The sequence below is a fragment of the Streptomyces sp. NPDC097595 genome (assembly GCF_044761525.1).
GTDB classification, from domain to species: domain Bacteria; phylum Actinomycetota; class Actinomycetes; order Streptomycetales; family Streptomycetaceae; genus Streptomyces; species Streptomyces drozdowiczii_A.
This window is the reverse complement of the sequence record NZ_JBIWCN010000002.1, coordinates 406,301-418,922: the sequence shown is the minus strand read 5'-3', so window position 1 is coordinate 418,922 and position 12,622 is coordinate 406,301. Positions and strand designations below refer to the sequence as shown.

The 12,622-nt window shown below is 71.9% G+C and carries 13 protein-coding genes; 1 reads left to right on the top strand and 12 read right to left on the bottom strand.

The features are described 5' to 3' along the window. Positions 1 to 32 precede the first annotated feature (32 nt). The 10 genes from lepB (ACIQZN_RS04525) to ACIQZN_RS04480 all read right to left on the bottom strand — a co-directional run bounded on the left by lepB (ACIQZN_RS04525) (position 33) and on the right by ACIQZN_RS04480 (position 7,057). Entirely contained in the window at positions 33 to 950 is a 918-nt protein-coding gene (gene lepB, locus ACIQZN_RS04525; RefSeq protein ID WP_403988291.1) for a signal peptidase I, read from the bottom strand. Further along, complete coding sequence (gene lepB / locus ACIQZN_RS04520; protein ID WP_403988453.1) at positions 947 to 1,873, bottom strand: signal peptidase I; 927 nt, start codon at positions 1,871 to 1,873, stop codon at positions 947 to 949. Before lepB (ACIQZN_RS04520) ends, lepB (ACIQZN_RS04525) begins: the two co-directional genes overlap by 4 nt. Next, a complete protein-coding gene (gene lepB / locus ACIQZN_RS04515) occupies positions 1,755 to 2,825 on the bottom strand; it encodes a signal peptidase I (RefSeq protein WP_403988289.1) in 1,071 nt (356 codons plus the stop codon). Before lepB (ACIQZN_RS04515) ends, lepB (ACIQZN_RS04520) begins: the two co-directional genes overlap by 119 nt. Beyond that, positions 2,818 to 3,600 (bottom strand): signal peptidase I, encoded by a 783-nt coding sequence (gene lepB / locus ACIQZN_RS04510; RefSeq protein WP_403988287.1) that lies wholly within the window; start codon positions 3,598 to 3,600, stop codon positions 2,818 to 2,820. The genes lepB (ACIQZN_RS04515) and lepB (ACIQZN_RS04510) overlap by 8 nt, the downstream gene beginning before the upstream one ends. A 45-nt stretch (positions 3,601 to 3,645) precedes the next feature. Beyond that, positions 3,646 to 3,996 carry a 50S ribosomal protein L19 gene (rplS, locus tag ACIQZN_RS04505; protein ID WP_266530958.1) on the bottom strand — a complete coding sequence of 117 codons (351 nt, stop codon included), beginning with the start codon at positions 3,994 to 3,996 and terminating at the stop codon, positions 3,646 to 3,648. A gap of 129 nt (positions 3,997 to 4,125) precedes the next feature. Next, a complete protein-coding gene (trmD, locus tag ACIQZN_RS04500; RefSeq protein ID WP_403988285.1) occupies positions 4,126 to 4,947 on the bottom strand; it encodes a tRNA (guanosine(37)-N1)-methyltransferase TrmD in 822 nt (273 codons plus the stop codon). Next, positions 4,947 to 5,549, bottom strand: coding sequence for a ribosome maturation factor RimM (rimM, locus tag ACIQZN_RS04495; RefSeq protein ID WP_403988283.1), 603 nt, complete (start codon positions 5,547 to 5,549; stop codon positions 4,947 to 4,949). The genes trmD and rimM overlap by 1 nt, the downstream gene beginning before the upstream one ends. A gap of 80 nt (positions 5,550 to 5,629) precedes the next feature. Next, positions 5,630 to 5,869: an RNA-binding protein gene (locus tag ACIQZN_RS04490; protein WP_005311361.1), complete on the bottom strand. Its 240-nt coding sequence runs from the start codon at positions 5,867 to 5,869 to the stop codon at positions 5,630 to 5,632. A gap of 2 nt (positions 5,870 to 5,871) precedes the next feature. Further along, entirely contained in the window at positions 5,872 to 6,306 is a 435-nt protein-coding gene (gene rpsP, locus ACIQZN_RS04485; protein ID WP_147971181.1) for a 30S ribosomal protein S16, read from the bottom strand. Between the two features lie 157 nt (positions 6,307 to 6,463). Next, a complete protein-coding gene (locus tag ACIQZN_RS04480; protein WP_018521397.1) occupies positions 6,464 to 7,057 on the bottom strand; it encodes a hypothetical protein in 594 nt (197 codons plus the stop codon). 516 nt (positions 7,058 to 7,573) lie between these two features. On the opposite strand from ACIQZN_RS04480, the gene ACIQZN_RS04475 reads away from it, so the two are divergent. Continuing rightward, positions 7,574 to 8,416, top strand: coding sequence for an SAM-dependent methyltransferase (locus tag ACIQZN_RS04475; protein ID WP_403988281.1), 843 nt, complete (start codon positions 7,574 to 7,576; stop codon positions 8,414 to 8,416). A gap of 61 nt (positions 8,417 to 8,477) precedes the next feature. Here ACIQZN_RS04475 and ffh read toward each other — a convergent pair whose 3' ends face one another. Further along, entirely contained in the window at positions 8,478 to 10,025 is a 1,548-nt protein-coding gene (gene ffh, locus ACIQZN_RS04470; protein ID WP_403988279.1) for a signal recognition particle protein, read from the bottom strand. Between the two features lie 98 nt (positions 10,026 to 10,123). After that, positions 10,124 to 12,577 (bottom strand): [protein-PII] uridylyltransferase, encoded by a 2,454-nt coding sequence (locus ACIQZN_RS04465; protein ID WP_403988277.1) that lies wholly within the window; start codon positions 12,575 to 12,577, stop codon positions 10,124 to 10,126. Positions 12,578 to 12,622 lie beyond the last annotated feature (45 nt).

Below are 12,622 nucleotides of genomic sequence, written 5' to 3'. Positions count from 1 at the left end.
GAGATCGACAATCGCTGATCCGCGTGGGCACCCTACCCGGCAGTACGCCCGGCGGTCAGCCTCCGCCTGCGCCGGAGCACGAACGGGACCGCTCCCGCGAGCCCCAGGACGCCGGGCGCGGCACCGGCCGCGGCGCTGATCCCGGGCTGGTCGAAGGTGTCCGGGACGGACAGCACGGACCAGCGGTTCACCGGCCACGCGACGACCACGGCCCGGCCCACGACCTGGCTCACCGGCACGAAGCCCTTGTTGGCGTCGTCGGTGTGGTAGCGGGAGTCCGCCGAGTCCTGGCGGTGGTCGCCCATCACCCAGATCTTGCCGTCGGGCACCTTGAACGGCCCGAAGGGCATGTCGTCGCAAGGGCTGTTGCCCTCGAAGATGAACGACTTGTCGTCCAGCGCCTTGCCGTTGACCTCGACCGGGCCGCCCTTCTTGCACTCCACGGTGTCACCGGCGACCGCGATCGTCCGCTTGATCAGGTCCTTCTCCTCGGCGGACGGCATCAGCCCGACGAAGCTCAGGAACTTCTGCGCGGCGTTGGGCTTCGGGGTCGGCTCGCCTTCGAGCCACTTGTCCGGGTCGTGGAAGACGACGACCTCGCCGCGCTCCGGCTCCGAACCGAACCACGGCGTCAGCTTGTCCACGAGAACCCGGTCGCCCCGCTGCAACGTGTTCTGCATCGAGTCCGAGGGAATCGAGAACGCCTGCACCAGAAACGTCTTGATGAACAGGGCCAGGACCAGGGCGATGCCGATGAGGAGCGGCAGCTCCTTCCAGAACGGCCGGCTGCTCTTCTTCTTGCCGGACTCCGGCTCGGTGGAAGGCTCCGCAGTGGAAGGCTCCGCGGTGGAAGGCTCCGCGGTGGAAGGCTCCGCAGCGGGGGGCTCGGCGGCGGGGGACTCCGCGGGCCGCGCCTCTTCGGACCGCGCTCCGTCTGCCAGGTCGCTCACGCGTCGTTCCTCACTGTGCCGGCGGTCGTGGTCCGGCGCCGCCTGCGCCAGAGCACCAGGGGCACCGCCCCCGCGAGGCCGATCACCCCGGGGGCCGCCGCGGCGGCGGCGTTGATGCCGGGCTGGTCGAAGGTCTTCGGGACCGGGAGGGTCGCCCAGCGGCTGACCGGCCACGCGATCACGATGGCCCGGCCGACCACCTCGTCGTTGGAGACGGTGCCGTTGCCCGGCAGGTTCTGGTGGTAGCGCGAGTCCAGGGAGTTCTGCCGGTGGTCGCCCATGACCCAGATCCGGCCCTTGGGCACCTTGATCGGCCCGAACGGCTCGTCGTCGCAGGCGCTGTTGCCCTCGAAGATGAAGGACTTGTCGTCCAGCGCCTTGCCGTTGACCTGGACCGGGCCGCCCTTCTTGCACTCCACGGTGTCACCGCCGATCGCGATGACCCGCTTGATCAGGTCCTTCTCCTCGGCCGACGGCATCAGGCCGATGAAGCTCAGGAACTTCTGCACCGCGTTCGGCTCGGGGGCCTGGCTGTCCTCCAGCCAGCCGCCCGGGTCGTGGAAGACGACGACCTCGCCGCGCTCCGGCTCCGAACCGAACCACGGCGTCAGCTTGTCCACCAGGACCCGGTCGCCCCGCTGCAACGTGTTCTGCATCGAGTCCGAGGGAATCGAGAACGCCTGCACCAGAAACGTCTTGATCAGCAGCGCCAGGACCAGCGCGACGCCGATGAGGAGCGGCAGCTCCTTCCAGAACGGGCGGGGGTTCTTCTTCCGGGCCGTGCTGCCCCCGGACGCGCCGCCGTCACTGTCCGTTCCGCTCACCGTCGTCCCGTCCTCCGCCGCACCGGCGGGATCGGAATGCGCCGAACGGCCCGGCCGGTCCTCGGGTTCGTCGTGTCCGGATCGTGCGCCGACCGCCAAATCCCCCACATCCACTCCTTACTCCGTGCCACCGCCCGCGTCCTAGCCGACGCAGGCCCACCACTCCCATAACGAGCGGGAGTTCCGCAGGGGTCGGGAGCCGGATCAATCCGCCTGGATCACTGGACACACTATTCGACGGCCCCGAGGCGGCCCCCGTACCGGCGCGCGCGTCCGGGACCGAGGCGAACGCCGAGCGCTCCTCCAGGCCGGTCCAGTGCCCGAAGGGCCAGACGATCCATTTGGCCCGCCCCACGACCGCGTCCTCGGAGATCGTGCCGTTCGCCGTCTTGTCCATGTGGAAGCGCGAATCGGCGGAATTGGAGCGGTGGTCCCCCATGACGAAGAGGCGGCCCTCCGGAACCTTTACCTCGAATTTGATGGTGGAGGGTGAATCGCCGGGATAGACGTACGGTTCCGTGACCGCCACACCGTTGACGAGGAGCCTCCCGTCCGACGCGCAGCACTTCACGGTGTCGCCGCCGACCGCCACGACCCGCTTGATCAGGTCCTGCTCGTCGTCCGACGGCAGCAGCCCGACGAAGGTGAGCGCCTGCTTCACCTGCTTGACGACGACGGGCGACTCCCCGGCCCCGGAACTCGCCGGGTTGGGCGGCGGCCAGTCCGAGGGGTTGCGGAACACGACGACGTCGCCGCGCTGCGGCTTCGAGCCGAACCAGGGCGTCAGCTTGTCCACCAGCACCCGGTCGCCGATCCGGATGGTCTGCTCCATCGACCCGGACGGGATCACGAACGCCTGTACGAGGAAGGTCTTGAGGACGAGCGCTATCAGGAGCGCCACCGTGATCAGCAGCGGGATCTCCCGTACCGCCGATCCGCGCCGCTTCCGCTTCACCTTGCGGGCCAGCTTGCGCCGCTCGGCCCGGGTGGGCAGGGAGCGCGCGCCTCCGTCCGTCGCCGCCGGGGCACCGTGGCGCCCGTGGCTACCCATGGGACGGGCCGGGCGCCGGTACGGAGTCGAACGCGTCGGTCCCCGGCAGCGAGCCCACCCGGCCGAGCGGCCAGCCGAACCAGTCGACCCGCCCGATCACCCGCTCCACCGGCACCACGCCGCCGCCCGGCTCCCCCAGATGGTCGCGGGAGTCCCGGGAACGGGAGCGGTGGTCGCCCATCATCCACAGCGTGCCCTCCGGCACCACGATGTCGAAGGGCACCTTCGAGGGCGCGTCCCCGGGGAAGAGGTAGTCCTCGTCCAACGGTCGGCCGTTCACCTCGATCCGGCCCCGCGCGTCGCAGCAGACCACCCGGTCGCCCCCCACGCCCACCACCCGCTTCACGAAGTCGGTCTCGGCGGGCTCGGCGAGCCCGAGGGACGCCGCGGCCCCGTGCAGCAACGCGGTGACGGGGTTCTGCTCCGCCCCCTCGCGTACGAACGAGCCGGTGCCGTCGAACACCACCACGTCACCGCGGCGGGGCTCCCCGCCGAAGCGGTACGCCAGCTTGTTGACGAGCACCCGGTCGCCCACCTGGAGCGTCCGCTCCATCGAACCGCTGGGGATCAGGAAGGGCTGCACCACGAAGGTGCTGAAGAGGAGGACGAACACCGCGCAGACGGCGCCGACCCCGAGCGTGCCCCGCCAGGACAGCCGCCACGACAGCGGGCCGGTCAGCCGGCCCCGGACACGCGAAGAGCGCGACCCCTCCCCCGGACCCGTATCGGGTGCGGAGGAGAGATCGCGCTCCTGGAGTTCTGCTTGCGTGTCCATCGGGGCCAGAGCTTAACCGGACACCCTGTGGACCAGGCAGTCAGCTCAGCGGTCGCGCTTCTCCTTGATCTTCGCGGCCTTGCCGCGGAGCTCACGGAGGAAGTACAGCTTGGCGCGACGGACGTCACCGCGGGTCACGAGCTCGATCTTCTCGAAGATCGGGCTGTGCACCGGGAAGGTGCGCTCGACGCCGACGCTGAAGGAGACCTTGCGGACCGTGAAGGTCTCGCTGACGCCCGCGCCCTGGCGGCGGATGACGACGCCCTTGAACTGCTGGACACGGGAGCGGTTGCCCTCGATCACGCGGACGTGAACGTTGACCGTGTCACCCGGGCGGAAGGCCGGGATGTCGGTACGCAGCGACGCGGCATTGACGTCGTCGAGCAGGGAAGCCATGTTGTCTGCTTTCTTCGCCGATGCCACAGGTCATCGACGGGAGAGTGATGAATGTCAGGGGCCGGTCTCGTCGGAGCGGGCGTCGTGTCCCCCTGTGGCAGGGGCGCACGCCGGACGGACGGCAGCGGCCTATTCTTCCACGGCCTCGGGCCTGCGCCAAAATCGGCCACCCGGCTCCGGGGACCAGCCGAGGATCGACAGCATCTCCCGGTCCTTCTTGTCGAAGCCGGACGCCTCGCACCGCTCGATCAGATCGGGCCGGTGGGCGGCCGTACGACGCAGCGCCTCGTCCCTCCGCCAGCGGGCGATCCGCCCGTGGTGGCCGCTGAGCAGCACATCCGGGATGGTCCGGCCGCGCCACTCGGGCGGCTTGGTGTAGACCGGGCCCTCCAGCAGATTGGCCATCGCGCCGGGGGCGAAGGAGTCGTCCTGGTGGGAGGCCGCGTTGCCGAGGACGCCGGGCAGCAGCCGGGCCACCGCCTCGGTGATCACCAGCACCGCGGCTTCCCCGCCCGCCAGCACGTAATCGCCGATGGAGACCTCGACCACCCGCATCCGGGTGGCGTACTCCTCGGTGACCCGCCGGTCGATGCCCTCGTAGCGGGCCGGGGTGAAGATCAGCCAGGGCCGCTCGGACAGCTCGACGGCGAGCTCCTGCGTGAACGGCCGGCCGCTCGGCGTGGGCACCACGAGGACCGGGGAGTGCGCACCGGCCTCGTAACCGTCCGCCAGGGCCTCGTCCAGCGCCTCGCCCCACGGCTCGGTCTTCATGACCATGCCGGGGCCGCCGCCGTACGGGGTGTCGTCCACGGTGTTGTGCCGGTCGTACGTCCAGTCGCGCAGGTCGTGCACCTGGACGTCGAGGCGGCCGGCCGCGCGGGCCTTGCCGACCAGGGAGACGTTCAGCGGTTCCAGGTACTCGGGGAAGATCGTGACGACGTCGAGCCGCATCAGGCGTCCTCGGCCTTCGGCGCGGCGTCCCCGGACTCGGAACCGGAATCGGCCTCGGCCTCCGCTTCACGCGCGGACGCCACGACCGCCTCGCTCGGGTCGATCAGGCCGGGCGGCGGGCTGATCACCGCGCGCTGCTCCTCCAGATCGATCTCGGTGACGATCTCCTCCACGAACGGGATCATCACCTCGCTGCCGTCCGGCCGCTCCACGATGAAGAGGTCCTGCGAGGGCAGATGCGTGATCTCGGTGATCCGCCCGATCTCGGTGCCGTCGGCGAGGACCACGTCCAGGTCCATCAGCTGGTGGTCGTAGAACTCCTCGGGGTCCTCCGGGAGCTCCGCCGGGTCCACGTCGGCGATCAGCAGGGTGTTGCGCAGCGCCTCGGCGCCCGTACGGTCCTTCACGCCCTCGAAGCGCAGCAGCAGCCGGCCGCTGTGCACCCGGCCGGTCTCGATCGTCAGCGGGCCCGTCGTGGCGGGGTCGGTGGCCAGGACGGCGCCGGGCGCGAGCCGCAGCTCCGGCTCGTCCGTGCGCACCTCGACGGTGACCTCGCCCTTGATGCCGTGGGCGCGACCGATCCGCGCGACTACCAACTGCACCTTATGTCTCTCCTGTCGTACGACGACGGGCCGGGGCGGGCGCTTGGCCCTCCCCGGCCCGTGCCGGTGTTCAACTTCTGTCAGCGAACCTGGTCCACGTCGACGAGGTCGACGCGGATGCCACGGCCGCCGATGGCGCCCACGACGGTACGTAGCGCGCGTGCGGTGCGGCCGTTGCGGCCGATCACCTTGCCGAGGTCGTCGGGGTGGACCCGGACCTCCAGCACACGGCCACGGCGCAGGTTGCGCGAGGCGACCTGCACATCATCGGGGTTGTCGACGATGCCTTTCACGAGGTGCTCGAGAGCCTCCTCGAGCATGCTCAGGCCTCGGTCGACTCGGCGGAGTCGGCAGCAGCCTCGTCCGCCTTCTTGTCGGCCTTCTTCGCCTTCGGCGTGATGGCCTCGCCCTTCGACTCCTCACCATCGCTGGAGAGGGCCTCGAACAGGGCGCGCTTGTCGGCCTTGGGCTCCGGCTGCAGCAGCGGCGCGGGGGCCGGGAGGCCCTTGTGCGCCTGCCAGTCACCGGTGAGCTTCAGGATCGCGAGAACCGGCTCGGTCGGCTGAGCGCCGACGGACAGCCAGTACTGCGCACGCTCCGAGTTGACCTCGATGCGCGACGGGTTCTGCACCGGGTGGTACAGGCCGATCTCCTCGATGGCCCGGCCGTCACGGCGGGTACGGGAGTCGGCGACGACGATGCGGTAGTGAGGCGAACGGATCTTGCCCAGACGCTTCAGCTTGATCTTGACTGCCACGGAAGTGGTGTCTCCTGGTCTATGACGTGGTTGGGCACAACGAAGATGCCACGTGGGGTTGCGGTACTCGGGTGCCCGATGGACGCGTCAGCCGGAGGAGAGAGGGGTCCTGTGCGACTGTCGAGTACAGCTAGCCATTGTGCCACACCCCATCGGCTCACCCCACCGCGACCGCGGTCTCCGGGATCCGGAACGGCTTTCCGCAGCCGCCGCAGACGATCGGCGCCTGGGCGAGGACCGAGGGGACCACGCGCACATTGCGGCCGCAGTCGCAGACGGCCTTGACCCGCACGCCCCCTCCGGAGGAGCCGTGCCGGGCGGCCGGGCCCCGGAAGGAGCGCTTGGTGTCGGCGGCGGTGGCCACGGTGTGCGCCTTGAGGGCACGCTGCAGCCGTTCCGTCGTCGGCCGGTAGCGGCGCTTGGCCTCGGGGTTGAGCGTGACCAGCGAGAAGCCGCTGCTGGGGTGGGGCTCCTCGGCATGGTCGAGGCCCAGCTCCTCGGCGATCGCCAGGAATCGTCGGTTGTGATAGCGGCCGGCGCGCGAGGTGTCGCGGACACCTCTGGCGGCGGCGATGCCGTGGACTGCCTCGTGGAGCAGTCGCTCGAAGGAGAGTTCGGCGCCACAGGCGGACGAGGACTCTCCGATCAGGGACTCGGGTGCGGCGAGATCGGGCAGCTCGGGGTGGTACCGCTGAATGTCGGCCCACGCCTGCGCCAGCTCTGCGGCAAGTACAGGTGGTGTCGTGCTCACGTCGTGACCAACGAGCGCGGGGCCCTCGGTGTTCCGATTCCGGGCCATCCCAAATATTTTGCACGTACCAGTCGGTTGACCTTCATGCGTCGCGACGAGGGCGGGTGCGCTGATCTGCGGAGAAGCCTCACAGCTCGCACCAAGACGGTACGTAGCGGCGCGTACGCCTGCGCGCGTAGACGCGGTACGCGCCCCCTCCGGGGGCGGACGGCAGGGGCGAGGGTACCCGCACCGCTCTGACGTGCTCGACGTGCCCCCACCGGCGTGTCGGGTGAGACTGGGACCGGCAGAGGACGGGACGGACCCCCCGGGGCGTCCCCGCCGTCCGGGTGCGCCGGTGCCGTCGTGCGCCGGACGGCAGTGCGGACAACCACGCCCCGCAGACCTCTGGACGCGGCGGCGGATGCGCAGTTCTCTTGCATACGGGGGAGCGCGCGTCACCTGGACGGGACAGCCGTCCACTCGGGCACGACCGATCGGCAGAACCGGCAACCTCGGCGGATTGGGGCGCATTCCATGACACCAACGCTCGTTCGGCACCACCGGCACACGGAGTCGTCCGCCCTCGCGGACGGCGCCTCCCGCGCCCGCGACTGGGCGGAGATCCAGGAACGGATGCTGGCACCGCTGTACGAAGCGGTGTACGCGCGGCTGGAGGTGGGGCCCGCCACGCGGATGCTCTCGCTCGGCTGCGGCTCCGGTCTGGCGCTGCTGATGGCCGTGGGCCGGGGCGCCGCGGTCACCGGCGTGGACACCGACCCGGACCGCCTCGCCCTCGCCCGGGCCCGGCTGCTGCCCGCGGAGGACCGCGGCGCACCGGCCACCGCCCCGCTGCTCACGGACAGCGTCGCCGAGGCGGCGGACGGCGGGCCGCACCACCTGATCACCGCGTTCACCCCGATCGGCTGCGAGGCGGGCGACGGCGAGGATCTCGTGCGGGCGCTGGAGACCGCTGTGCCGTCGGCGGACCGGCGCGCCACGGTCGTCCTGACCGGCTGGGGCCCGCCGGAGCGGTGCGCCACGGAGGCGGTGCTCCGGGTGGCCGGGCGGCTCGCCGACGACGGGCGCGGACCGGGCGGCGGCTGGCGCGGGCCGCGCCGGGACGATCTGGAGGACGTGGCCTTCAGGGCCGGGCTGAAGCCGGACGGCTCCGGCCGGGTGGCCTGCCCGTTCGGTTACGCGGACATGGACAGCGCGGTACGCGGCCTGCTGTCGACCCGGCTGTTCGAGGCGGCGGTCCGGGCGACGGACCGGTGGCAGGTGGAGAAGGAGCTCGCCGAGGCGCTGCACCCGCACCGGCGGCCGGACGGCACGGTGTGGATGTCCAACGTGTTCCGGTACCTGGTCTGCACGACGTGAACGTACGCCGGAGGGGCGCCCACCACACGCGGTGAGCGCCCCTCCGGCATGACGTGGGCCGTCAGCCCATGAACTTCTTGAACTCGTCCGGCAGCTCGAAGTTCTGGGCGTCCTCGCCGGCCGGGAGACCGGGGACGCCGTTCTGCGCGGCCTCGCGGCGGGCGGCCGCGGCCTGCTCCTCGGCCTTGCGCTTCATCGGGTTGCCGCTCTTGCGCTTGCCCTTGGCCTGCTTGACCTGCTTCTTCTGCCGGCCCGGGCCGCCGCCCATGCCCGGCATCCCGGGCATCCCCGGCATGCCGCCGCCCTGCGCCATCTTCGACATCATCTTGCGGGCCTCGAAGAACCGCTCGACCAGGCCCTTGACGGCGGAGACGTCGGAACCGGAGCCCTTGGCGATACGGGCCCGGCGGGAGCCGTTGATGATCGTCGGCTCGGCGCGCTCCTTCGGGGTCATCGACTTGATGATCGCGGCCATGCGGTCGATGTCGCGCTCGTCGATGTTGTTGATCTGGTCCTTGATCTGACCCATGCCGGGCAGCATGCCGAGCAGCTTGGAGATGGAGCCCATCTTCCTGACCTGCTCCATCTGGGCCAGGAAGTCGTCGAACGTGAAGTCCTTGCCCTTGCTGGACGCCAGCTTGGAGGCCATTTTGGCGGCCTCTTCCTGGCTGAAGGTCTTCTCCGCCTGCTCGATCAGGGTGAGCAGGTCACCCATGTCGAGGATCCGGGACGCCATGCGGTCGGGGTGGAACGCGTCGAACTCGTCCAGCTTTTCGCCGTTCGACGCGAACATGATCTGCTTGCCCGTGACGTGGGCGATCGACAGGGCGGCACCACCGCGGGCGTCGCCGTCGAGCTTGGAGAGCACCACGCCGTCGAAGCCGACGCCGTCGCGGAAGGCCTCGGCGGTGTTGACCGCGTCCTGACCGATCATCGCGTCGACCACGAACAGGATCTCGTCCGGGCTGACGGCGTCGCGGATGTCCGCGGCCTGCCGCATCAGTTCCTGGTCGATGCCGAGGCGGCCGGCGGTGTCCACGATCACGACGTCGTACTGCTTGGTCCGGGCGTGCTCGATGGAGTCCTTGGCGACCTGGACCGGGTCGCCGACGCCGTTGCCCGGCTCGGGGGCGTACACCGCGACACCGGCGCGGTCGGCGACGACGCTCAGCTGGTTGACGGCGTTGGGGCGCTGGAGGTCGCAGGCGACGAGCAGCGGGGAGTGGCCCTGGCCCTTGAGCCAGAGGCCGAGCTTTCCGGCGAGGGTCGTCTTACCGGCGCCCTGGAGACCGGCGAGCATGATCACGGTGGGCGGGTTCTTGGCGAACCGCAGCCGCCGGGTCTCGCCGCCGAGGATGGAGATGAGCTCCTCGTTGACGATCTTGACGACCTGCTGGGCGGGGTTGAGGGCCTGGGAGACCTCTACGCCGCGCGCCCGCTCCTTGACGTTGGCGATGAAGGACCGGACGACGGGCAGCGCCACGTCGGCTTCGAGCAGGGCGATACGGATCTCGCGAGCCGTGGCGTCGATGTCCGCCTCGGACAAGCGGCCCTTGCCCCGGAGGTTCTTGAAAGTCGCGGCAAGGCGGTCGGAGAGAGTATCGAACACGGCGCTCGTCGGTCCTCAGGGTCGGGGGCGGGTCGGGTCAGTAGGTTCCCAGGGTATCCGGACGCCGGAGAACGCCAAGACCTCGGCCGGTTCCGGCCTCAGCCGAGCGCCTTCTCGACCTCCTGGGCCAGCTCCGCCGCCCGGGCCGCCGGCAGCGGCTCCCCGTCGGTGTCCGTGACGTAGAAGGCGTCCACCGCGTTCGCGCCCAGCGTCGACACGTGCGCGCTCCGCACCCGTACCGCGCTCCGCTCCAGCGCGTGCCCGATGCGGTGCAGCAGGCCCGGGGCGTCCTGTGCGCGCACCTCGATCACCGTGGCGAGCCGGGAGCCCGCCGGGGCCACCGTCACCCGGGGCGGCGGCGCCTTCACACCGCGCCGCCGGGGGTAGGCCGCCTCCCGCTCGGCGAGGCGGGCGGGGATGTCCAGGGTGCCGTCCAGGGCGCGTACGAGGTCGGCGCGCAGCCGGTCCGCCGAGGGCAGCGAGCCGTACTCGGCGGCGACGCGCCAGCTGAGCAGCAGCAGGTCCGCGGAGTCCCCCAGCTCCGTGGGCAGCTCCACGGCGCGCAGGTCGGCGGCGCGGACGGTGAGGCGGTGCAGGGCGAGGACCCCGGCGGCGGCGGGCAGCACACCGGGCCGGTCGCGCAGCGCGATGAGGAGTTCGACGCCGACCGGTTCCGGGCCGTCCTCCTCGTGCGGGGTCTCGGGCCGGGTGTGCAGGGCGAGGACGGGGGTGCCGGTGCGCAGCGCCTCGATCGCGAGGCGTTCCTGCTCGGCGCTCGGGGCGGCGGGCTCGGGCTCCTCGGGGGCCTCTCCGGCCAGGACCTGGGCGACGCGCCTGACGAGTTCGGTGACGAGGGAGGCGCGCCAGGCGGACCAGGCGGCGGGCCCGGTGGCCAGCGCGTCGGCCTCGGTGAGGGCGTGCAGCAGCTCCAGGGTCGCGGCGCTGCCGACGGCGTCGGCGACGGCGCGGACGGTGGCCGGGTCGTCCAGGTCGCGCCGGGTGGCGGTCTCGATGAGCAGCAGGTGGTGGCGTACGAGGACGGCGACGACGCCCACGTCGTGCTGGTCGAAGCCGATGCGGGCGGCCATGTCGCGGGCGATGACCTCGCCGGCCACGGAGTGGTCGCCGGGCCAGCCCTTGCCGATGTCGTGCAGCAGGGCGGCGACGAGGAGGAGGTCGGGGCGGCCGACGCGGCGGGTGAGCGAGGCGGCGCGGACGGCCGTCTCGACCAGGTGGCGGTCGACGGTCCAGGTGTGGACGGGGTTGCGCTGGGGGCGGCAGTGGACGCGTTCCCAGTCAGGCAGCAGTCGGGTGATCAGCCCTTCGGCCTCCAGTGCCTCCCAGACGGGGATCGTGGCCTCGCCGGCGCCGAGCAGGGTGACGAGTTCCTCGCGGGCCTCGGCCGGCCAGGGCACCGGGAGCGGCTGGGCGGTGGTGGCGAGGTGGCGTACGACGTGGCGGGAGAGCGGCAGCCCGGACTGGGCGGCCGCGGCGGCGGCGCGCAGGACGAGCACGGGGTCCCGTTCGGGCCGGGCGGTGCGCGCGAGGACGGCCTCGCCGTCGGCCTCCACGACGCCGTCGGCGAGCGGGGTCCGGTCCGGGGCGGGGGCCCGGCCGCCGCCGAGCAGGGCGCGCAGCCGGGGCCGGGCGGAGCGGGCGCGCAGGACCCGGCCGACCTCGCGCCAGGTGACGTCGGTGGCGTACGAGACGGTGCGGGCGGCCTCGTAGACCTGGCGGAGCAGGGCGTCGGCGTCGAGGAGGCCGAGGGCCTGGGCGACCTGGTCCTGTTCCTGGAGGGCGAGGCGGTCGGTGGCGCGGCCGGTGGTGAGGTGGAGGGCGTCGCGGGCGTCGAGGAGGACGCGGCGGGCCTCGGCGAGTCCTTCGCGGGGGGCGTCGGCGACCCAGGAGGCGGCGACGGCGCGCAGGGCGGTGACGTCGCGCAGGCCGCCCCGGGCCTCCTTGAGGTCGGGTTCGAGGAGGAACCGGAGTTCGCCGTGGCGTTCGGCGCGTTCGCGGCAGAGGTCGCGGAGGTCCGGGAGGCGTTTGGGGGCCTGGTTGCGCCAGTCGGCGAGGATCGCGGTGCGCAGGGACGCGACGAGGCCGAGATCGCCGGCGACGGGGCGGGCGTCGAGCAGTCCGAGCTGGACCTTGAGGTCCTCGCCCGCGGTCTTCCGGGCCTCGGCGGGGGTGCGTACGGAGTGGTCGAGGGCGAGGCCCAGGTCCCAGACGGGGTACCAGATCCGGTCGGCGAGGGCGGCGACGGCCGCGGGGTCGGCGGTGCCGTCGTGCAGGAGGAGGAGGTCGAGGTCGCTGCGCGGGGAGAGTTCGCCGCGGCCGTAGCCGCCGACGGCGACGAGGGCGGCGCCCCGGACCCCGGCGTGCTGGGCGGCGCCGGTGAACAGGGCGGTGAGCCAGTCGTCGGTGAGGGCGGCGAGGGCCGCACGGCGCGGCGGCCCGGGCCGCTCCTTCTCCTGGAGAAGGCGCAGCCGGGCCGCCGCATAGCCGCTGGGGCGCGAGTCCTCGGATTCGGTGGTCGCTTCGATGCTCGTCACCCAGCTGCCCTTTCCGTGTGCGGAACCGTGCGAAACAGTCGGCGG

Bases quoted from the DNA above. Each gene is read 5' to 3' on its own strand.
- lepB (WP_403988289.1), bottom strand. From the start codon at position 2,825: ATGGGTAGCCACGGGCGCCACGGTGCCCCGGCGGCGACGGACGGAGGC.
- ACIQZN_RS04475 (WP_403988281.1), top strand. From the start codon at position 7,574: ATGACACCAACGCTCGTTCGGCACCACCGGCACACGGAGTCGTCCGCC.
- ACIQZN_RS04490 (WP_005311361.1), bottom strand. From the start codon at position 5,869: ATGCTCGAGGAGGCTCTCGAGCACCTCGTGAAAGGCATCGTCGACAAC.
- lepB (WP_403988287.1), bottom strand. From the start codon at position 3,600: ATGGACACGCAAGCAGAACTCCAGGAGCGCGATCTCTCCTCCGCACCC.
- rplS (WP_266530958.1), bottom strand. From the start codon at position 3,996: ATGGCTTCCCTGCTCGACGACGTCAATGCCGCGTCGCTGCGTACCGAC.
- trmD (WP_403988285.1), bottom strand. From the start codon at position 4,947: ATGCGGCTCGACGTCGTCACGATCTTCCCCGAGTACCTGGAACCGCTG.